Raw genomic sequence first — 22,047 nt, forward strand, 5'->3', positions numbered from 1 at the left:
ACTAAGCCCCAACCCTTGTACTTGCAAAGGAGCCAACGAGCCAATATGTCACCATTTCTCCCTTCCCTTTGACTTTGATAGCTCCTCGTTTTTGGAACACATACTTATCCTTGAGTCGCTCATAGGTGGCTTCCGTCACCTGAATGCTTCCTGCTTGACCGGAAGACTCCATGCGCGAAGCAATATTAACGGCATCTCCCCACAAGTCATAGATAAATTTCTTCGTGCCAATGACTCCAGCGATGACAATGCCTGTATTAATGCCAATGCGAATTTGAACGTTCACACCTCCTTCGGTTCGCAAGCGCTCGATCGCAGCTTGCATTGCCAGTGCCATATCTGCGATCGCTTCGGCATGATCGGCTCTCGGAAGTGGTAGCCCAGCGGCTACCATGTAGGCATCGCCAATCGTCTTGATTTTTTCTAATCCCAACTGTTGAGCCAGTGCGTCGAAGGTGCAAAAAATCTGATTGAGTAAGTTAACCAGCTCAATCGGTTTTAAGCGAGCCGATAGGGGCGTAAACCCAACAAGATCGGCAAACATAATTGTCACCTCGTTGAATTGTTCAGCGATCGCAGCTGGATTTTGTTTGAGCTGCTTGGCGATTGCCTCTGGCAAAATATTGAGCAATAACTCTTCTGACTTTTGCGCGGAGTCCGCCAGTTGCTCTATGGCTTGTTCGAGTCGATCGGATTGTACTAAGATCGATTTCTCAAAAACATCAAGCAACTGCGTTAAAGTCACTACCTGGGATTTAAGCTGCGCTAGCTCCCGCTCAGTGTTTCTTGTGAATATTTGCCTAGAGGCTGGAGCAGATTCATCTTTTTGAGCGAAGACAGCTCCTCGATCGAAGGGCAGCAGTGCTGTCTTTACGTTCAGCGCCAGAGTGCTGAACATCTGAGCCGTGCTATGAGGAATCTGGACTTTCAAGAACATGATGATTGCAAACAGATTGCCCGAAGGCAATAGACCACCAAACCCCAATACAGACTTGATTCCGAATGGAATCACAAAGGAGTCTTGGGCGGGAATATAGGGGTTGCCAATCGCTTCAGGCACATAGAAAACGTTGTATTTCCTTTGCTCGATTTCTACTAAAAGATTCGGGTCAGGGTTGATAACTGTTTTTATATCTAAGCCAAGCTGTCTGATGAGTTGTGAGATCATCGGCATCTGAGCAACTACAGATTCGCTTGCCAGTGGAATAGCCTTGTGTCCAACGGATGTGTGTCTTGAGTTCCATTCCGTTTGTTCTCCTACCGTTGCCAGTGGAGTCATGCACTTCATGGCAGGCAAAGGGGGATAGTCGCCCAACATACTACGGGCATACTCGGCAAGTTCGGCTTCTAAGTCTTCATAAGGGTGAGTTTTGAACAAACGGACGAGGGCGCAAGATTTCTCACCAGTTGACTTAGTACAGAAATTTTCGTAAAGATACCTAACAATTCTGTTACTCGCCTCTTCCATACTTTCAGCCCCCAAGCCGAACTGGCGTAGAGCCAACCCGCACTCCACCATGTCCCTTAAAGTGAATCTCGTCAAGTCGTACATCTGACTTCCTCGTCGATTTGGAAATTGGGGTGCTGTTGAATACCGCTCTTGTGTCAAACTGGGCGATCGCAACAGTAGGGACAAGAAACATTCTCTTGATAATGAGGTGAAGTTTTATCGGCTTCGGAGATAGGATGCCCGCAACTAGGGCACATTTCATGAGTTCCTATCTCCAAACCCTCACGTAAAGCGACACGTTGATCAAAGACAAAACATTCCCCTTCCCACAGACTTTCTTCTGGTGGAATTTCCTCTAAATACTTGAGAATGCCGCCCTTGAGGTGATAGACCTCTTGGAACCCTTGAGCCATCATGAATGATGTCGCTTTTTCGCAGCGAATGCCGCCAGTGCAGAATAAAGCAACTTTTTTATGTTTGCTCGGATTGAGGTCGCTGCGAACATAGTCGGGAAATTGGCGGAATGAGGCAGTTTTGGGATTTTGCGCTCCTTTAAAGCTACCAATAGACACCTCATAATCGTTGCGGGTGTCAATAATCGTTACTTCTGGATCTGAAATCAGCTCATTCCACTCCTTCGGACTGACATAGGTGCCGACGCGATCGCTTGGATCGATTTGGGGCAATCCCAAGGTGACAATTTCTTTCTTCAACCGCACCTTCATCCGATCAAATGGTGGAGAATCGGCATAAGACTCTTTATGCTCTAAGTCAACCAGACGGGGATCTGAACGTAAAAACGATAGCACCGAGTCAATTGCCTGACGCGATCCTGCAATCGTCCCGTTAATGCCTTCTGCTGCAAGCAATATCGTCCCTCTAATACCCTGTGCTTCGCAGTGCAATAACAAGGGATATCGCTTCTCGGCAAAGTCCGGCAACTTGACGAATTTATAGAAAGTTACAACAACTTGGCTCATTTTCCCCCTCCACCCGAAGGAGTAGAAATATTTTCCTCTAGTTTCCCATCTAACCTAACAAAGGAAGCTTTACGATGGCTTGCGTCTAGATATTTTTTCCTTTACCCCCTTTACTCATCCAAAGATATGAGCTACTATAACAAAAGTGGGTTTAGTTCCTACTGAAATTTCGGGGGTTTAGCTCAGTTGGTAGAGCGCCTGCTTTGCAAGCAGGATGTCAGCGGTTCGAGTCCGCTAACCTCCATTTCGCACTCTCTCAAGCATGGAGTTCTGAGGTGCCGGAAGCGATCGCTTCTAATTTTTCCGCATCCAACACTGTAATCTTACCACCGCGACTGTAAGTCACAACCGACTTCAAACTCTTGAACATTCGCACGCACTCCTCGTAAGTGATGCCAATACTCCGCGCTATTTGATAATAGGAAAGCTTCACCTTCAAAGATGCGCCAGTGGGGGTTGATTCAGTTCCTTGAGATGCAAAATACTGAATAAACCGCGCTAAGCGTACAATTGCCCTTTCAGAAACCAATCCATGCACTGTGTCATGGAGTTGTTGCAATCGAGAATTGAAAACCATCAGCATTCGCAAGGAAATTTCTGGGGTTTGCCTAATTGCCTCTAAGAGGGCATCTCGTTGTACTGTAAGAATTATTGAATCACGCTCAGCTGTTACCATCGCCGGAGAAATTCCATCACCCAATAAGGCAGGTGCAGCGAAAATTTCCCCCGGTGGTAGGGTACGCAGAATCGTTTCTTTGCCTGTTGTTGCAGTTTTGGTGATTTGCAAAGAGCCACCCAGCAGGGCGTATAGTTTAGGAGGTAAGCGATCGCCTTCATGTAAGACTATCTCCCCTTTGCTATATTTCTGTACTTGGGTGTAAGGTTGTAAATGTTCTAATTCCGCAGGAGTTAGATCCACAAAAACCCGAATCTCAGAAAGTTGCTCAACTGTTGCCTGCATTATCTCTTAGTGTTACATTTAGCGGGCTAGGAAAATGTTACCAATTTGTGTCATATCCACATTTCCCCCAGTGATGATGACACCAATCTTTGCATCTGTAACAACTCCTGAAAGTAAAGCAGCTGCTGCTAAAGCGCCTGTGGGTTCTACGACAATCTTTAGGCGGAGCCACAAGAAAAACATGGTGCTGCGGATGGCTTCTTCAGAAACTGTCACCATATCATCAACATAATGCAACACCAGCGGAAAGGTAATTTTCCCTAAACAGGGGGTGCGTGCGCCATCGGCGATGGTGTCAGGATTGGTAACAGTATGCAGCGTTTTGGTGTGAAACGATCGCGTAGCATCGTCGGCGCGTTCGGGTTCTACGCCGATGACTCGACAATTGGGTGAAAAAGCTTTGGTAGCGATCGCGCAGCCGGATAATAAACCACCGCCACCGCAACAAACTAGCACTAAGTCTAATTTTCCAACTTCCTCAATCAGTTCTAAAGCTGTTGTACCTTGTCCTGCTACCACATGAGGATGATCGTAGGGGGGAATTAGGGTGAGATGGCGATCGCTGACCATATCTTTCGCCAAAGCTTCCCGCGTCGTTTCCTGACGATTGTACAAAATTACTTCAGCACCATAACCGCGAGTTGCGGCTTGCTTCACTGCTGGTGCATCATCAGGCATGATGATGGTAGTGCGAATGCCTAGCAGTTGTCCAGCAAGCGCGATCGCTTGGGCATGATTTCCCGATGAATACGTCAAAACGCCGCTTTGCTTTTGTGCTTTTGATAACTGCGCCATTGCATTGTACGCACCCCGAAACTTAAACGAACCTGTGCGTTGAAAATTCTCGCACTTGAAGAACACCTGGGAGTTTGTGCGCTGATTGACAGTTTTTGAGGTCAACACAGGTGTACGGTGGGCAATACCGCTAAGGCGCACCGCAGCAGCTTCCACGTCGGCGATGGTAACGGATAATACCATTTTGGATTTTGGATTGGTAATTGGGGGTTCCTTGTCAGCCAAGGATGCGATCGCGATCGCATCCTTGGTTGGCATTCCTGAGTAAAAATTATAAACTTACTCTAAGTAGAGATTTTTTCTTTTATCTTTTCCCGTAAGCTTACCAAATGTAAGCCAAAAATATCTAATTTTCTACTGCTTTTTTGTGCAGACAAAAGCTGTAAGTTTTTTTTATTTAGCAGCAAACACAAAAATTAGTTAAAATCCACTACATTTTTTAATCTTATCTCCCCTCTCAACAAACTGAAGACACCCGAACAGGGCATTTTAATCTTTACTGTTATGCAACTCCACAACCAGCCCAATTGTTCTTTAGTTTTAGAACAAGCAATTGACCGTCACTTGTTAACTGTTGCTCGTGACAACCCTCTACCAGAAGTCATAGCTAGTCTTCAGTCTGGAGATTCGAGCAGGTGTGCTTTAGTGATGGAGGAATCCCGGTTAGTTGGGTTGTTTAGCGAGCATAGTATTATACCCCTTAACCTAGCACAAAGTTCTTTAGAAAATGTTAAAGTTGCTGATGTGATGACGGCACCCGTTATTACTCTAAATATATCAAATTTACCGGATATTTTTATATTATCTTCACTATTGCAACAACATCAAATTCACCATCTGCCTATAGTAGGCGAACGCGATCAAATATTGGGAGTAATCACCCCTCAAAGTATTTGCCGAGTGCTGGAAAAAGAAATTTCAAATCTTAATTCTACATTTGCCAATTTGAAATCTCCGAAAGGGGAAAATTTGAGCAGCGTCACCCAGGATAGCTCAAAAGGTAGCGATAAAATCGGGATTATAGCCCCAAACGCAAGCCGACACCAGCAATTAGAAGCAAGCTGGCAACAGGCAGAGGAAAAATTAGCAATTCCAGTAGAAACGCCTGCAAATGACCTAAAAAAACCTTATGAAACCCTATCAGTTAAAGTTGCCGAGGAGCAGGATAGTTTTAAGACTCTCTTAGCAAGAGAGAGACAGTATAAGTCGGTTGTTGACAACGTTAAAGAAGTATTTTTCCAGACAGATACAGCAGGTATATGGACATTTTTAAATCCTGCATGGACAGAAATTACTGGATTCAGCATCGAAGAAAGCATCGATACAAATTTTCTAAATTATATCCATCCTGAGGAGCGCCAACATAATATAGAGCTATTTCAACTATTGATTAATCGAGAGAAAGAATATTGCAAACATGAGATTAGGTACTTGACAAAAGATGGTGATTACAGATGGATTGAGGTTCATGTAAGTCTGACATTGGCTGACGACAATGCGATATTGGGTACTTCCGGTAGGCTGAACGATATCACGGAGCGCAAGCAAGCTGAATTTGCTTTGCAGGAAAGCGAACTACGGTTCCGCTCCTTAGTTTCCAATATTCCCGGCGTAGTTTATCGCTCTGGCTGCGATTCGGACTGGACAATGGAGTTTATCAGCGATGCGATCGCAGAAATTTCTGGCTATCCACCTAGTGACTTTATTCACAACAAAATTCGCACTTTCGCTAGTATTATTCATCCCGAAGACACAGCCAATTGTGAAAATTTAGTTTTGAAAGCCGTGAAAGAGGGACAACTGTTTCTCGCTGAATATCGGATTATTCGAGCAGATGGCAGCATCAGATGGGTCTATGATAGAGGTCAAGGATTCTTTGGTGATGATGGGAGCGTACTTTGGCTCGACGGGGCAATCTTTGATATCACTGAACGCAAGCGAGCCGAAGCAGAATTAGAAAAGTCAAATCAGCGGACTATTAAAATTTTAGAAAGTATCACAGATGCTTTTTTTGCCCTCGATAAATCGTGGTGCTTCACTTACTTAAACTCAAAAGCCGAGCAGTACTTATTAAAAACCAGAGACGAATTAATTGGCAAATGTATCTGGGACGAGTTGCCAGAGGTAGCTAATTCTAGCTTAATAAAGCAATATCACAAAGCTGTATCCGAAAATATTACAATTCATTTTGAGACATTTTATGGGTCATCAAATACCTGGTATCAGTTACAAGTTTATCCTTATGAAGATGGCTTAAGCGTTTACTTCCACGACATTACTGAGCGTAAACAAGCAGAAGTTGCACTGCAAGAAAGTGAGGCGCGATATCGTGCAGTTGTTGAAGATCAAACGGAAATGATCTGTCGCTTTTTGCCTGACGGAACCCTAAGTTTCGTCAACGACGCTTACTGTCGTTTCTTCAACAAACAGCCCGAAGAGTTAGTCGGGCAAACTTTTGCTCCCTTTATGTTAGAAGAGAAGCAAGAATGGATAACACAGGAAATGGCTTTTCTTACCCCAGAAAAATCAGTACTGAGTTACGAACATCAGGTAGTAATGCCAAGCAAGGAGATTTGCATTCAGCAGTGGACAAACCGGGCAATATTTAACGAATTTGGTCAGTTTGTCGAATTCCAGGCAGTCGGTCGGGATATCACTCTACGCAAAGCCGCTGAGAAAGCACTGGCAAAGCGCGAACGCCACTGGGCAGCATTGGTTGCAATTGGGCGTCGGTTATTGGTTTCCAACAACAAAGAAAGCTGCTACAAACAGGTGTTGAAAACGCTGGGGGCGGTTTCGCGTGCCAGCCGGATTTACGTGTTCGAGAACCACACAGATGAATCGGGTTGTCTGCGGATGAGTCAGCGTGCCGAGTGGTGCGCCGAGGGTGTCAACCCCGAAATTGACAATCCTTTGCTGCAAAACCTCTCTTATAATGACTATTTTCCTCGCTGGGCTAACCTATTGGCGCGGGGGAAAATCGTTTCTGGGGTAGTGGCGAAATTTCCAGAGTCAGAGCGTCAGATTTTAGAACCGCAGGGGATTCTTTCGATTTTAGTTTTGCCTATGATTGTTAATGATAAGTTGTTTGGCTTTATTGGCTTTGATAATTGCCATGAAGCTCGCTCCTGGGCTTCATCAGATGTGGATATTCTCCGAGCGGCAGCAACGGCAATATCTATGTACCAACAACGCACACTTGCGGAGTTGGCGCTGCGAGAGAGTGAGGAACGGTTCCGCCAGCTGGCAGAAAATATTGATGAAGTGTTCTGGATGACTAACCCTGATAACAGCCAGGTTATCTACATCAGCCCCGCATTCGAGAAAATATGGGGTCGCACCTGCGAGAGTTTGTATCAGGAACCTAAATCTTGGGTGGAATCAATCCATCCAGAGGATCGCGATCGCATCCTTGCTCTCATTCGTAACAATCCCCAAGGGACTTTAAACGAAGAATATCGAATTGTGCGCCCCGATGGTTCGGTTCGCTGGATCTGGGATCGCGCCTTTCCCGTCCGGAACGCCGCCGGAGAAATCTGCCGCATCACCGGGCTTGCAGAAGATATCACCGAACGCAAGTCGGCACAGCAGACTCTTTTACGCATCAGCGCCGCTGTGGAAAAATCTAGCGATGCTATTGGGATATCTGGTGTAAATGCTGAACCCATCTATATTAATGAAGCTTTTCGCAACTTATTCGGCTACGCATTGGATGAATTGGACACCTCTGGAGGTCTAGCGCTACTGTTCACCCAAAAAGCAGTTAACCAAGAGGTGTTCGCCACCGTCAGGAGCGGCAAATCTTGGAGAGGTGAAGTAGAGATGCGATCGCGTAGCGGCTGCATCATCCAAATTTCCCTCCGTACAGATGCCATCAAAGATACTTCCGGTCAAGTTGTTGGGTCAATTGCCATCTTTACTGACATCACCGAACGCCTGCAAGCCGAGCAAGCACTACGAGAGAGTGAGGAGAAGTATCGCAATCTTGTCGAACAAACCAACGATTGGGTATGGGAAATTGATAGCAATGGTGTCTTTACCTACGTCAGCCCAAAAGCCTCTGAAATTGCAGGCTATCAAGTTGGGGAAATTCTTGGTAAGACTACTTTCAATTTTATGTTGCCGGATGAGGCAAACCGATTTCAATCAGTTCTCAACTACTATGTTTCTGCACAGCAACCCTTCTCCAACCTAGAAAAAACTGTAATTCACAAAAACGGTCACTCAATTGTTTTAGAAAGCAGCGGTTCGCCTGTTTTTGAATGCCAAGGTGTACTGCAAGGTTATCGCGGCATAAGTCGCGACATCACTGAGCGCAAAAAAGCCGACTCAGAAATCCGTTCATCACTGGAAAAAGAAAAAGAACTCAACGAACTAAAATCTCGCTTCGTCTCAATGGTTTCCCATGAGTTCCGTACTCCCCTAAGCACTATTTTGCTTTATACCGAATTGTTAGAACACTATCACCATAAGTGGGATGAGGAGCAAAAACGCCAGTATTTTCTCCGCATTCAAACTGCTATCAAAAATATGACTAATCTGCTAAATGATGTTTTAATCATCGGGAAAGCCGAAATTGGAAAACTACAATTTAGTCCAACGTTTCTAAATATAGATGTTTTCTGCCGCGACTTAGTGAGCGAAATGCAACTTACAGCAGGTAGCCAACAGACTATTATGTTGCAAAGCTCTAGCTGCTTTCAACAAGTTTATGTAGATGAACAACTTTTGCGGCAAATTTTTACAAACTTACTTTCAAATGCTATGAAATATTCTCCCCAAGGAGGTGTAATTAATTTTTCCTATTATTTTCAAAATGAAAAATTAGTTTTTGAAGTCCAAGATGAGGGCATCGGTATTCCCATAGAAGACCAACAACATTTATTTGAAAGCTTCCATCGGGCTACTAATGTAGGTACTATTCCCGGCACTGGATTGGGGCTGGCGATAGTTAAAGAATGTGTTAAATTACACCAAGGAGAAATTAGCGTAAACAGTCAATTAGGGCTAGGAACGAAGTTTGTAGTCAAGTTGCCATATCAATAAAAACTTAACAGGGTCAGGGAGAAACCGGCAAAAATGAACAAGATTTTAGTTATTGAAGATGAAGAACCAGTTTTAGCTGGAATGAGCGCCCTTCTAATAGCTGAGAATTTCGATGTGATAGGCGCAGAAAATGGTAAAGTCGGGGTAAAATTGGCAATAAAAAACCAACCGGACTTAATTATTTGTGATGTCACAATGCCGGAACTGGATGGATACGGTGTATTGAGAGAACTGCGTCAAAATCCAGCCACGGCTATGATTCCTTTTATTTTTCTAACTGCCAAATCTACCAAATCCGATCTACGTCAGGGTATGGAACTGGGGGCTGATGATTATCTTACAAAACCGTTTACCAGAGATGAATTATTGGGCGCGATCGCTGCTAGATTCAAAAAACAAACAGTAATGTTTGAACATTACTCAACTGAATTACAACATACAGAAGAAAAAGTCAATCACCTGGTATATTATAATAACTTGACCGGCCTGCCCAATCGCTTGTCACTACAAGAACAGTTCTATCAAGTGATTGCTCATATAGACAAGTTACCAAGCCAATCTTCTATTAGTATTCTATCTATTAGTTTAGATAGATTTAGCCGCGTCAACGACGTTCTAGGCTATACACTAGGCGACTTGCTATTTAAGTCTGTGGCCGAACGCCTGACAATGTGTGTTAGTAGCGGCGACTTTGTTGCTCACTTGCAAGCCGATATATTTGCAATTATTCTTCTAACTGATGACAAAACCAAATCAGATGTTGGCGTTATCCACGACATTTTAAATACAATTTCTCAACCTTTTATGCTGGAGGGTCACGAAGTGTTTATCACCGCCAGCATTGGCATCTCGCGCTATCCGTCGGATGGTGGTGACATTGACACTTTAATTAAAAATGCTTCTCTAGCAACATTCGGGGCTAAAAAGCAAGGGGGGAATACTTATCAGTTTTACACATCAGATATGCAGGCTGATTCTGTCGATCAATTGGCCCTAGAATCTAGCTTGCGCCGTGCCTTAGAACGAGAAGAATTTCAGGTATACTATCAGCCGCAAGTCGAATTAAAAACCGGAAATATTGTTGGGGTAGAAGCGTTAATACGTTGGCAACATCCAGAATTAGGGCTAATTTCTCCGGCAACATTTATACCATTGGCAGAAGAAACAGGCTTGATTATGCCCATTGGCGAATGGGTTTTAAAAACTGCTTGCGCTCAAACTAAAGCATGGCAAACCGCTGGTTTTTCTTCTTTACGAGTGGCAGTTAATTTGTCATGCAGACAATTCAATCAAGCAAACTTGGGTGAGAGTATAGTCGAAATCTTAAATAACACAGGTCTGGCTCCGCAATTTTTGGAATTAGAAATTACTGAAAGCGTATTAACCCAAAATGAATCAGCAGCTATCAAGACATTAAATAAGTTGAAGCTTTTAGGAATTGAAATATCTATTGATGATTTCGGAACTGGATATTCTTCTTTAAGTTATCTCAAAAAATTTCCTTTTTCTACTCTAAAAATAGACCGGAGTTTCATCCGGAATATTAACACTGATGCTAGATGTAAAAACATCACTATGGCAATTATTCAAATGTCACAAAAATTGAATTTAAAAGTGATTGCTGAGGGAGTAGAAGCGGCAGAAGAAGTATTTTTTCTTTGCCAACATAATTGTGATGAAGTCCAAGGATATTTGTTTTGTCGCCCTGTACCACCGGAAGAATTGGAAAAACTACTGTGGAAAGGTAAGAGACTGCCGATTCCTATTTTAATTTAAGGAGATTCCTAATAGCAATTAGCTATTAGGAATTAGCAATAACAACTTTATTTCGTCCGTGTCGTTTGGCTTCGTAGAGTGCTTTGTCTGCGGCTTCATTGAGTTGCGTCGCATCAACCACGCTGGGAAAAACAGCAACACCACAGCTAAAAGTGACGGAAAATTCAGCACCTTCAGACTGTTGCCGAACTTTGGCAAAGCCTTCCCGGATGCGATTGAGCACCTTGACTGCTGTTAGACCATCTGTATGCGGCAAGATGATAGCAAATTCTTCACCGCCGTAACGACCAGTAATGTCAGTTTTACGCAAACGCTGCTGCAATAGACGGGAGAGACTTTTCAAAACGCGATCGCCTGTCAAATGCCCATAGGTATCATTAACTGACTTAAAATCATCAATATCAATCATGGCAAAGGCGACTGTGGTATTTTCCCGGCTAGCCCGTTGCACTTCAATACTTAATTGCTCTTTGATAGTCGTATGATTAAGTAGCCCCGTCAAACTATCGCGCACCATCACAGAACGTAAAAGACGCGATCGCTGCACTCGCGGCATCACCGACGCCACCAGATGGTGTGGCAAAATCGGCTTAGTCAAAAAATCGTCCCCGCCTAGCTGAATCGCCGTCAGCTGCTTATTAAAATCAGTCTCTACCGAGAGAAACACAATCGGAATCCCCATATAAGCAGGTTGCTGACGGATCACCGATGCCAATTCCAAGCCATCGCAACCCGGCATATACATATCCATCAAAATCAAATCCGGTCTAAACTCAATCAAAGGCTGCATCACCTGCAAAGGATCAGCGATCGCTACCGTCATCATCCCCGCCTGCTCTAAAGTTAAGCTATAGAAAGTAGCCAAAGACGCATCATCGTCAACAATTAAAATTCGATACGGTTCTGGGGTTTGCGGTGCCGTCAGCGAATCCAAAGCATCAATCAACTCGCCGATATTAATTGGCTTAGGGAAATATGCCTTCCCACCTGCCCTCACCGCCTGCAAACGCGCCGTCAGATCGTTTCTGCAAGAGATAAATACAACTGGCAAAGGTTGTTCGCGCCCTTTCTGGATTTGGGTGATAGTTTTCGGGCCTGCCAAATTGTCTTCAGGGAACACCACATCCATGATGACTGCTGCTGGAGGTGTTTGAGCGATCGCGTCCTGAAGTTCAACAAACTCGTTAAAGGCGCGAACATCATAACCAAAACAACCAATTTGCAACACTAAATCCTGTGACAAAAGCGGATCGTCTTCAACCAGAAAAATCAGCCGATTGTCTGACTCCGGTAGGGGAGGAAGTGTCAGCGGCAGGTTTACCGACAATTCTTGAGTGGACAGTAAACAAATTTCACTCGCCGCGTGTTTCAATACCCCTAGCAGCACCAAAATTTGTGCTTGCTGTTCCGAAGTTGGCAAATCCCCACATTCCAGCATCGCTTTGAAAACAAGTTCCAATGTTCGGGCGGCATTGCCTAACGTTAGAAAGCCAAATGTAGCGCCCGATCCAGCCAGACGGTGTGTTAAGTTGTGCAGCGTTACCAAAAGTGAGGAAGCTTCGGAGAGGGGCAGAGGCGGTGAGGCGGTGATGGGGTGATGAGGTGAGAAGAGGAATTTAGTATTATCTTTTCCCACTCTCCCACTCTCCCCCTCCTCCACTGCGATACTCTTTTCCAAACTTGCAAGCAGCTGATTCCACATAGCTTCAATCTGCTCAACTCGACTTGGTAGTTGCTGCGTGTAAGCAATACGTAAGGCGTTTAGTTGTTCTTGTGGATTTTTCACAGAATTAAACATGGTACTGAGACCACAAGCGATTAAGAGTTGCAGAAAGAGTCATCGGGTCAAACGGCTTTGCAATTACATCCAAAACGCCGAGTTGTTTATAGGAAGCTACTTCGTGAGTTTGGACTTTGGCAGTCAAAAAAATCACAGGAGTAGTTAAAGTTTCTCTTAGTTCGCGTAGAGCCTTTAGCGTACTAATACCGTCCATACCCGGCATCATCACATCAAGCAGAATCAAATCTGGGGCAAAAGTTGGCGCGGCTTGAATTGCTTCACTGCCAGAACTACATATTTGCACAGTAAAACCGCCGACAGCCTGCAAACCCAAGCTGGCAACAGTTTGGATATCTGGGTCATCTTCCACAAACAAAATCCGGTTTAGAGGTGGGGTAGACAAAGCGTTTCTCTAAGTTGTACTTCCAAAAAAGAGTGTGCTGAAGAAAACAAATTAAAAATTTAAGAGTTTCTTAGCCATTTTTAATTTGCATTTCTAATCTGGCATTTTGTCAGCGTAACTGGCTACGGTTATTTAAGGGTATTTATCGAGTCACTGCGCCCAATTAAGGATTTGATGGTATCCAGCAGTTGCTGATTTGAGGTGCGGGATTTTACGAGTGCCGCAGCCACATGATTCGCGGCTTCAATACCAACTGTATTGGCAGAGAAAACCACTGCTGGAATCGGGACGCGAGCCTGATTGTTTAGGTAAGGTAGCAACTCCAGACCAGAACCATCAGGTAAACTTAGGTCTAGAATAACCAGGTCGTAAGTATTTGTCCGTAGCTTGTATTTTGCCTCCTGAAGATTCTTAGCTGAGTCAATTTCGGCTAGGGTCTGCAAAATTTTTGAGACGACTTGGGTTAAATCCGGATCGTCCTCTACATACAAAATTTGTAGCTGGGTGCCAGTTTGTTGTCGCACTGCTTGCCGGACTGCTGCCATCAATCGCTGTTGATCGATTGGTTTATCCAGCCAGTCTATCACCGCCAAGCCGCCGTTGAATTCCTGCCGCCCTTGCTGCGCCTTGGCAGAAACCACAACAATTGGCAGGCTGTGGGTGTTTTGCGCCTCCCGCAACTCGCGGATCAATGAAATACCGTCTTGACCGGGTAATGCCAGATCCACTGTCATTGCTGCATAGCGGTTTTGGCCCAGTAGCTGCTTGGCTTGTGCTGCACTATAAGCGATATCTGCGCTCAAACCCTCTTGCTTTAGCATTAGCCAGAGCAATTGGGCAATATCAGGGTCGTCTTCACACACTAAGATGCGGAGGCTGTCAGATGAGTTTGAGCTGGATACAATTGGCACAAGTGCATCCTGCCATTCTGGTAAGTCAAAATAGAAGGTGCTGCCGACATTGGTAGTGGTGGTAAAGCCAATTTGTCCGCCGAGTTTTTCGACAATCGCTTTGCAAATGCTCAAACCCAAGCCAGTTCCGCCCTTTTGACGGGTATCTGAGGAATCAGCTTGGGCAAACTTCTTAAAGATCCGGGAACGAAATTCTTCGGGGATGCCCGTACCTTGGTCGGTGATGGCAACGCGAATGAAGGAGGAAGAAGGCAGGAGGCAATAGGTAGGATAAATATTATCAGTTGCCAATAAGTCTGGACTTCTATCTTCTGGGTTTAAGCGGGAGACACAGACTTTGACTTGGCCATTGCGGGGAGAGAATTTGGCGGCGTTGGAGAGCAGGTTAGTGATCACCTGCATCAAGCGATCGCGATCTACATTCACCATAGCATCCGTTAGTTGCGGCTCCAACACCAACTGCACGCCAAACTGTTCGCTATAGCCACGATTCACGTCTATTGCCTGCTGCACTAATGGCATCAGATCCAGCGGCGTGAGATGGAAATCCATTTTACCGGATTCAATCTTTTCGATATCCAAAATGTCATTAATCAGCAGGATCAGACGTTCGCTATTTTTATAAGCAATGTCTACCAAGGCTTTTGCCTGTGGGGGAATTTCACCCGCCACGCCGCCACTAATTAAACTCAAAGAACCGCGAACTGAAGTCAGCGGCGTTCTCAATTCATGGCTAACAATTGAGACAAATTCGTTTTTCAATCGCTCTACCTCCTTGCGCTCAGTAATATCGCGCACAATTGCCAGCACTTCATCCGGTCCATTGACTACAACTCTAGCCTCATAAGTCTCAATCTTTTTGCCTTTGGGCATTTGATATTCAAACACTTGTGCTTTGTTGGTGGAAAGAGCGATCGCGCTATAGTGTAAAGCAGCTTGAGCTACACTCATGGGCAAAACATCATAAATATTTTTGCCAACAACAGCATCAGCACTCATCTCCATAGGATCGTTCTTAGCGGCTTTGAAATCTAGAAAAATGCCCTCTTTGTTCATGCGATACATCGCATCTGGAATAGCGTCTAGAAGGGCGCGAGTTTTCGCCTCGCTTTCGCGTAACACTTCGCTTTGGCGCAAGGCTTCCTCAGCGGCTTTGCGTTCAGTGATGTCCTTCATAAAGCAGTGATGTCCGATAAAACGCCGTTGCGAATCGTAAGCACAGATCATCACTAATTGCTTATAAAAAATAGAGCCGTCTTTACGCACACCCCTGGCTTCAGCTTCTACCTTGCCATCTTTGAGCATTTGTTCATAGGCAGCTATCATCTTTTCTACATCTTCAGGATGTACAGTTAAGGGCCATTCCATACCAATCATTTCTTCTGGTTGGTATCCAGCAGCGCTGGCGTAGGCTCGGTTGACAGCCAGGTAGCGCCCTTGGGTGTCTAGGCGCGAGATCCCTTCAACGGCATTTTCCAGGGCAGATCCTAAATCGCGTAATTCTGCCTCAGCAGCTTTGCGCTCAGTGATATCAAAAATCGCCCCATCAAGGCGAATTAATTCTCCTTCCTTATTAAGGATACCCTGACCTTTTTCATAAACCCATCTGACAGTTTCATCAGCTCGAATAACCCGATACTCGATAATGTAAGGCTGTTTTGCTGACACCCCTTCTAAAATAGTTTTCTCCACCATCGCCACGTCTTCGGGATAGATAATGCTGGCAAAGGTGCGTACTTGATTGTTAATAAAGTCACTAGCCGGGTAGTCAGAAATTCCTGCGATCGCATCACTGATAAACTCCATTGTCCAGTTAGCATCACAGGCGCAACGGTAAACAGCACCAGGAATATTAGCAACTAGGGTTCGGAATCTTTCTTCCCTTTCTTGTATAGATGCGTTTAACTGTATCTGTACTGTCTCGGCTTGTTTGCGCTCGTTGATATCGTGGAAATAAACTGATAAACCATCGGCATAGGGATAAGTTCGCACCTGATACCAGGTGTTTAATGGTGAATAAAATTCCTCAAACTCAACCGTGACTTGTTCGGTAGCAGCTTTGTGATACTGCGAGTAGAAGTTGGAGTTAACAGCCTCTGGAAATTCATCCCATATATTTTTGCCAATTAACTCATCCTTGGTTCTCAACAAAAGCTGCTCGGCTCGTGAATTTATGTAGGTGAACCGCCACTCCCGATCTAAGGAAAGAAAAGCATCGTTGATGCTTTCTAATATCTTGTTGATTTGCTGGTTAGACTTGTGCAAATCCTCTTCAGCTTGTTTGCGTCTTGTGATATCTCGGAAGTACCAAATTCTGCCATAATCATCTCCTTCTGGGGAAAGCACCGCGGATGAGTAACGGTCAAAAATGCGCTCATCATTTAAGGAAATTTCATCGCGGCTAGATTCAGTTGGATGAGCATATAAATACTCGACTTTGGCAATAAACTCTTGTGGCTGCACCAGGGTTGAGAGTACATAGCCTAGCAGTTGTCTGTCGTCCCCAGACTTCATCACTTCGTCGGGGATTTGCCACAATTCTTTGAAGCGACGATTGTACGAGGCGACTTTTCTGTTCTCGTCTATCACCAAAATGCCATCGAGTGCTGCTTCTTGCTGCGCCTTCAAAAGCGAATTAGTGCGTCGCAAGCTTTCTTGAGCTTGCTGGCGTTCGGTGATGTCGGTGGAGATACCGCAGACTGCATAAGGGACACCAGTAGCATCCTGTAGGGGAAACTTGACTGAAAGGTAGCTGTGTAAAACACCTTCGACAGGTGCGACTTCTTCCAACTCTATCGGAGTTCCAGATGCGATTACTTGCTGGTCGGTGGTATGAAAAGCGTCAGCTACTTCTTTGGGAAAAATTTCGTGGTTGGTTTTGCCAACTATCTGCTCTCGGTCGAGATGGAATAGGGTTTGGAATAGACGGTTGACCAAAATAAATCGTCCTTCCCTATCCTTGACGTAGATCATGGCGGTGGAGTTATCTAAAATTGCTTGTAGTCGCTCCTCGCTAACGCGCAATGCTGTTTCTGCGGATTGAGTACGGGCGAGTTCAGCTTGCAGCTGCTCGAAAAGGTTAGCTTGCTGAATAGCGATCGCTAGTTGTACGGAAAGCTGCTTGAGAAATTGTACTTCCCAGTTTTGCCATTGTCTGGTTCCATGACAGTGATGGACAATTAGCAGTCCCCATAATTTGGAGTTTGAAGGTTTAACAGTTGCAAGGTTGGAAGTAGAACCATTTTCCCACCTTCCCTGATGCCAACGAGAATCCCTGCTCAATGTGGCAACGCTTTCTTGGAAAATCGGCACTACCAGATTGGCTCTGACCTGAAACCGCTCTAGCAATTGAACATGAGCCTGCTCTAAACCCGCTATGTAAATATCTTCAATAGCTTGAATCTCACCTGTGAGGTACGGGGTGGCAAGAGGATCACTAAAATTGGATAAGCTGGTGCGATCGCATAACTGGTAATTTTCCTGAATATTGATGCCTAATGTTGATGAAACCCCGATACCCAGCGATTCCACAACTACAGTACCACTCCCATCTGGCTCAAAGCGGTAAATAGCTGCTCGGTCGGCATGGAGAGCTTGTCGAACTTCCGCTACAGTGGTGTTGAGGACATCTTCTAGTTTCAAAGATTGGCGAATTCGCTCTTGCATTGCTCCTAAAAGCAATTCCCGTTGCAAGAGTTGCCGTAAGGCTGCTTCAGCTTCCACCCGGTAGGTGATGTCTGTTTGGATACCAATAAAGTTTGTCAGTTTGCCTTGGGGATTGCGTACCGGGGAAATCCGGAGTTCGTTCCAGAAAAGGGTGCCATCTTTGCGATAATTCCGCAAGACTGCACTACACTCTCTGCCCTCAGCAATTGCCATTCTAAGTTGAGCGCTCGCTAGTTGATTTGTGTCTGTTCCCTGCAAGAAGCGGCAATTGATACCAATAACTTCAGCCGCAGCATATCCAGTCATCTGCTCAAAACGGGGATTGACATAAATAATCGGGTTGTCTGGCTGGATGGTGTCGCTGATCGCGATGCCATTGCTACTAGATGCGATCGCTCTCTCCAGCAACCGTAGGGATTCTTCTTGTTGTTTGCGCTCGGTGATGTCCTGCGTCACTTTCGAGAAGCCGCGCAGATTTCCCTCCCTGTCGTGCAAAGCTGTAATCACTACGTTTGCCCAAAACCGCGTACCATCCTTACGCACCCGCCAGCCTTCGTTTTCGCACCGACCAAGTTTTGCTGCTAGTTCTAAATTTTGCTCCGGCTTTCCCAGCTCAATCTCTTCAGGCGGGTAAAAGTAGGAAAAATGCTGTCCTACAATTTCTTCTAACTGATACCCTTTAATCCTTTCGGCTCCGGCGTTCCAGCTGACAACGTGTCCATTGGTATCCAGCTTAATAATTGCATAGTCTTTTACGCCTTCGACTAGCAACTGGAAGTTTTGCTCTCTCTGTCTGAGCGCCGATTTTGCCCATTTGCGCGAGCTGAGGATTTCTGTAAATATAATGATACCGCCGATTTCATCTGCACTTGTAGTCCACGGTTGGGCTTCCCACTTTACCCAGTCCCCAGTCCCATCCAAACGCCTGATAAATTCTTCATCACCCTTTTCGATGGTTAAGAGTTGGTCGTTCCAACTTTCAGGAACTTCCCTGAACGTCTCATAGAGCGATCGCTGGCTGATATCCCCGCTTAGTCTAAAATCTGTCCGCCAGCGATCGCTACAAAGCAGGTAACGCATTTCGTGGTCGAACATGGCGATCGCAGCAGGCGATCGCTGGATAAATTTTTGCAGTAGCTCTTGGTTATCTATGTGATTCATATATTAAAAGTGGATTGGTCGCTGTGAATTTAAACTCAAATTTAGCTATATCGTCCTACCTACTTAGGATGCCCAAATTTCCAGATTTAATTTTCACTGAGATAAATAAATACTCTTCCACCGAGAACTTTGCTCAAAGCTCTCTATCCTTTATGAATACTATTAAGCTGAAACTGTACTTCCTCCTTCCCTGCCCTGTCGAGCTATAGAACGTATATTTTATAACATCTATCCTCAGCAGCACCCAGGAAAAACTGATGTCACAAGTCAATGAGATTTTAGATTTTTGGTTTGGACGAGAAGATGAGCCGGGTTATGGCAAACCGCGTCAGGTATGGTTTACAAAAAAACCGGAGTTTGACCAAGAGATACAAACTCGCTTCCGACAAGACTACGAACTAGCAGCTGCGGGTCAGTTAGATTACTGGAAGTCTTCACCCCAGAGTTGCCTAGCTTTAATTATCTTGTTGGATCAATTTCCTCGCAACATCTTCAGAGGTACTGCCCAAGCCTTTGCCACAGACCCGCAAGCACTTGCAGCAGCAAAGTATGCTGTAGTTAATAATTTTGATAAAGAACTGCTACCAGTGCAGCGATGGTTTGTTTACTTACCTTTTGAACACAGTGAAGATTTGAATCATCAGCGTCAGTCGCTGGAGTTGTTTAAGCAACTGAGTGATGACCCTGATAGTGCTGACACTATCTCCTACGCAGTTCGACACTTGGAGGTAATTGAGCGTTTTGGGCGCTTTCCCCATCGAAATCTGATTTTGGGTCGAAAGTCAACACCCGAAGAGGCAGAATTTCTCACGCAGCCCGGATCATCTTTTTAACACCAAAAACCTCTCCCCCGACCGCGCCCCTACTAGCCTGGACAGGCTAAGCAAGTTGGGTTGCGCCGCGCTCTTAGTAAGAAACCCGGTTTCAAAGAAGAAACCGGGTTTGGAGGAAACATTTAATTTGAACAAGAGGGCAACTATACTTGGCACGAGAGTAGTTGCGCCCTCTTGTTTTTCTCGTTAAAAGGCGTTACTTTTGGGAATAATTTTGTTGATAACAGCAAATCAAAAAGCAGATGATTGTAGCTGAAACACCGCGATTGATTCTGCGACATTTAACCTTAGATGACGCGGACGACTTAGCGACAATTTACGCCGATCCTGTTGTTATGAAGTTCTATCCCAGTAAGCAGACATACGAAGAGACAAAGCAACAGGTTGAGCGGATAATCAATTGTTACGATAAAAACGGGTTCGGTTTGTGGGCAACCATTTACAAAGCCGATAATAAATTTATTGGTAGATGCGGATTAAGTCTCCAGTTGGTGGATGGACAGCAAGAAGTTGAAATTGGCTATCTACTTGCCAAAGAATACTGAGGGCAAGGTTTGGCAACAGAAGCGGCTTGTGCAATTCGAGATTATGGATTTGAAAAAGTTGGTTGTAACCGTCTTATATCGTTAATAGAGCCGGGAAATATAGCGTCTCAAAAAGTTGCCATTAAAGTTGGTTTAAATTACGAAAAAGAATCAACACTGTGGGGAAAAAATATTCGCGTTTATGCAATTGATATCTTACAAAATTCGCAATACCTGGAGGCTTTGCCTCGCCTGAATCATTCCCAGGAGTAACGCTTCTTAACGAGGATAAAATATTTCAATTACCAAGCGTGGGAACTATGACGGTAAAGGCGTTGGAATCGGTAGCGGATGAAACTGGTTATTTAAGTGCGGCAGATGGTTACACGCGGTTGCATATTACAAGCGATCGCAAGCCTAGAAGCGTGGATGGTTTATTACCTCGTTCCCGCAGGGGATGGGAACGAGGATAAAGTTCCCAGTTCCAGCCCCTTATTCCGATTTAACGCAGTTAAGCATTCGCAAAGTGGCGGCGGCGGCGTAGTTGCGACGAGTGGCAGAGTTTGGCTCAAACTTGCTGCCAGTTTCATTTACTGGGGAGGCAACATTACAATAAGAAGACATTTGGTTAACCAGTGATGCTGCCCAGTGTTTTTCTGTGTCTGAGAAGGTTTTGGCTGAGTTCTTGACAGCAAGCTCTGTGGGGAGTCCGCGCATATTTTTCCCAAATTCCGCAGCACGTCGCAATACTGCTAATAGTTCGGCTCTGGTGACTGGTTGGGTGGGTTTAAATGAGCCGTCTTGATAGCCACTGACAATTTTGTTATCCCGCGCCCATTGAATTTTAGCCGCACTCCAGCGCGTAGCATCGACATCGGGATATGGTCGGGATGATGCTTGGGTGGGAATTGTGAGGTTAGCACTCGGTAGCTTGGTTAATGATTCCAATACCATAGATACCAGTTGTTCTCTAGTTAAAGAAACTTGGGGGCGGAAGGTATTGTCTTCTTTGAACCCGGCGACGAATCCAAGGGATACTGCTTGTTCAATTTCTCTAGCATAGACATCTGTGGCGATGTCTCGGAAGGAAGAGGTTCCGCCTGGAGGTGTGGCAACATCGCCAAATCCGGGGGGTGGTGCTTGGTCGCTAGTAAGATAGACGTGACCTAGTGTTTTACCGTTGAAGCTTCTTTTGGCAAACCGCCAAGCCGGATCGAGATTAATTTTCACGAAGCCGTTGTTGATGCCGTTAGCTCTACCGATTTCGATGACGGGGGCGTTGCGATCGCTAAAATTTTTCCCAACTAGCACAAAGTCATTACCGCTTTTGACGATGTTGAAGCTGTACTTCAGTCCCAAATCTGTACCTGCCATCCGGATAGAATAGCCGTTGCTGTCCGTACTGCGTCCGCAAATGCCACTGAAGTCAAAGTTCACCAGTAGCGGATCTACTATGACGGGGCTGGAGCCGTTTTCGCTCCAGCACTGCTGCTTGTCTGATATCTGTTCCAAAATCAATAGTTGATGACTATTTGTGCCATAAGGTGCGGCTACGGCAATAAATTTAGATTGTTCAACTTCTTTTTGATCAAAAGTGGCAGCGTGGCTGGGGTTTACGAAATTTAGTGTTGAGACTACGGTGGCTATGGCTGCAATTGACCGCCGAAGTAGACGCTTGGAGGAGCTTGAAGTCAAAGTCATGGTGAGGAGCTTAATGATTCAGATGGATTTATCTTATTTAGATATGTGATAAAATTATTC

12 protein-coding genes, 1 tRNA gene and 1 pseudogene are annotated in these 22,047 nt (G+C 45.1%); 6 read left to right on the forward strand and 8 right to left on the reverse strand.

Features of this window, described 5'->3' with window-relative positions:
• Window position 1: 1 nt before the first annotated feature.
• Together H6F66_RS28650 and H6F66_RS26075 are read right to left on the reverse strand one after the other, a co-directional pair.
• Window positions 2–1,636 (reverse strand): adenylate/guanylate cyclase domain-containing protein, encoded by a 1,635-nt coding sequence (locus tag H6F66_RS28650; protein WP_242022186.1) that lies wholly within the window; start codon window positions 1,634–1,636, stop codon window positions 2–4.
• Window positions 1,606–2,430, reverse strand: coding sequence for a rhodanese-related sulfurtransferase (locus tag H6F66_RS26075; RefSeq protein ID WP_190427825.1), 825 nt, complete (start codon window positions 2,428–2,430; stop codon window positions 1,606–1,608). Before H6F66_RS26075 ends, H6F66_RS28650 begins: the two co-directional genes overlap by 31 nt.
• Window positions 2,431–2,601: 171 nt before the next feature.
• Here H6F66_RS26075 and H6F66_RS26080 point away from each other — a divergent pair.
• Window positions 2,602–2,674 (forward strand) — tRNA-Ala (locus H6F66_RS26080).
• Window positions 2,675–2,686: 12 nt separating this feature from the next.
• On the opposite strand, the gene H6F66_RS26085 is transcribed toward H6F66_RS26080, so the two are convergent.
• Entirely contained in the window at window positions 2,687–3,391 is a 705-nt protein-coding gene (locus tag H6F66_RS26085) for a Crp/Fnr family transcriptional regulator (RefSeq protein WP_190427827.1), read from the reverse strand.
• 18 nt (window positions 3,392–3,409) lie between these two features.
• Entirely contained in the window at window positions 3,410–4,369 is a 960-nt protein-coding gene (locus H6F66_RS26090) for a threo-3-hydroxy-L-aspartate ammonia-lyase (RefSeq protein ID WP_190428029.1), read from the reverse strand.
• A gap of 321 nt (window positions 4,370–4,690) precedes the next feature.
• Between H6F66_RS26090 and H6F66_RS26095 the strand changes: the two genes are divergently transcribed.
• Window positions 4,691–9,232 carry a PAS domain S-box protein gene (locus H6F66_RS26095; RefSeq protein WP_190427829.1) on the forward strand — a complete coding sequence of 1,514 codons (4,542 nt, stop codon included), beginning with the start codon at window positions 4,691–4,693 and terminating at the stop codon, window positions 9,230–9,232.
• 33 nt (window positions 9,233–9,265) lie between these two features.
• Complete coding sequence (locus H6F66_RS26100; protein ID WP_190427831.1) at window positions 9,266–11,008, forward strand: EAL domain-containing response regulator; 1,743 nt, start codon at window positions 9,266–9,268, stop codon at window positions 11,006–11,008.
• Window positions 11,009–11,033: 25 nt separating this feature from the next.
• Here the strand turns inward: H6F66_RS26100 and H6F66_RS26105 are convergent, their stop codons facing one another.
• The 3 genes from H6F66_RS26105 to H6F66_RS26115 form a co-directional block, all read right to left on the reverse strand.
• Window positions 11,034–12,794 carry a diguanylate cyclase gene (locus H6F66_RS26105; protein ID WP_190427839.1) on the reverse strand — a complete coding sequence of 587 codons (1,761 nt, stop codon included), beginning with the start codon at window positions 12,792–12,794 and terminating at the stop codon, window positions 11,034–11,036.
• Between the two features lie 4 nt (window positions 12,795–12,798).
• Window positions 12,799–13,191, reverse strand: a complete 393-nt coding sequence (locus tag H6F66_RS26110) for a response regulator (RefSeq protein WP_190427841.1) — start codon at window positions 13,189–13,191, stop codon at window positions 12,799–12,801.
• 128 nt (window positions 13,192–13,319) lie between these two features.
• Window positions 13,320–18,929 carry a PAS domain S-box protein gene (locus H6F66_RS26115; RefSeq protein WP_190427843.1) on the reverse strand — a complete coding sequence of 1,870 codons (5,610 nt, stop codon included), beginning with the start codon at window positions 18,927–18,929 and terminating at the stop codon, window positions 13,320–13,322.
• A 257-nt stretch (window positions 18,930–19,186) separates the two neighbouring features.
• Between H6F66_RS26115 and H6F66_RS26120 the strand changes: the two genes are divergently transcribed.
• The 3 genes and pseudogenes from H6F66_RS26120 (at window position 19,187) to H6F66_RS26130 (ending at window position 20,759) form a co-directional block, all read left to right on the forward strand.
• Window positions 19,187–19,762: a DUF924 family protein gene (locus tag H6F66_RS26120; protein WP_190427844.1), complete on the forward strand. Its 576-nt coding sequence runs from the start codon at window positions 19,187–19,189 to the stop codon at window positions 19,760–19,762.
• A 242-nt stretch (window positions 19,763–20,004) separates the two neighbouring features.
• Window positions 20,005–20,559 (forward strand): annotated as a pseudogene (locus H6F66_RS28655) (GNAT family N-acetyltransferase).
• A gap of 47 nt (window positions 20,560–20,606) precedes the next feature.
• Entirely contained in the window at window positions 20,607–20,759 is a 153-nt protein-coding gene (locus tag H6F66_RS26130) for a hypothetical protein (protein ID WP_190427845.1), read from the forward strand.
• A gap of 19 nt (window positions 20,760–20,778) precedes the next feature.
• Here H6F66_RS26130 and H6F66_RS26135 read toward each other — a convergent pair whose 3' ends face one another.
• On the reverse strand, window positions 20,779–21,987 hold the full coding sequence (locus H6F66_RS26135) for a DUF3747 domain-containing protein (RefSeq protein ID WP_190427846.1): 1,209 nt from the start codon (window positions 21,985–21,987) through the stop codon (window positions 20,779–20,781).
• Window positions 21,988–22,047: the final 60 nt, after the last annotated feature.

It is taken from the genome of Trichocoleus sp. FACHB-6 (assembly GCF_014695815.1).
Classification (GTDB): domain Bacteria; phylum Cyanobacteriota; class Cyanobacteriia; order Cyanobacteriales; family FACHB-T130; genus Funiculus; species Funiculus sociatus.

What these genes read in the sequence shown, in the direction of transcription:
- H6F66_RS26090 (WP_190428029.1), bottom strand. Translation starts at nt 4,369, where the DNA reads ATGGTATTATCCGTTACCATCGCCGACGTGGAAGCTGCTGCGGTGCGC.
- H6F66_RS26100 (WP_190427831.1), top strand. Translation starts at nt 9,266, where the DNA reads ATGAACAAGATTTTAGTTATTGAAGATGAAGAACCAGTTTTAGCTGGA.
- H6F66_RS26130 (WP_190427845.1), top strand. Translation starts at nt 20,607, where the DNA reads ATGACGGTAAAGGCGTTGGAATCGGTAGCGGATGAAACTGGTTATTTA.
- H6F66_RS26135 (WP_190427846.1), bottom strand. Translation starts at nt 21,987, where the DNA reads ATGACTTTGACTTCAAGCTCCTCCAAGCGTCTACTTCGGCGGTCAATT.
- H6F66_RS26085 (WP_190427827.1), bottom strand. Translation starts at nt 3,391, where the DNA reads ATGCAGGCAACAGTTGAGCAACTTTCTGAGATTCGGGTTTTTGTGGAT.
- H6F66_RS26075 (WP_190427825.1), bottom strand. Translation starts at nt 2,430, where the DNA reads ATGAGCCAAGTTGTTGTAACTTTCTATAAATTCGTCAAGTTGCCGGAC.
- H6F66_RS26115 (WP_190427843.1), bottom strand. Translation starts at nt 18,929, where the DNA reads ATGAATCACATAGATAACCAAGAGCTACTGCAAAAATTTATCCAGCGA.
- H6F66_RS26095 (WP_190427829.1), top strand. Translation starts at nt 4,691, where the DNA reads ATGCAACTCCACAACCAGCCCAATTGTTCTTTAGTTTTAGAACAAGCA.
- H6F66_RS26120 (WP_190427844.1), top strand. Translation starts at nt 19,187, where the DNA reads ATGTCACAAGTCAATGAGATTTTAGATTTTTGGTTTGGACGAGAAGAT.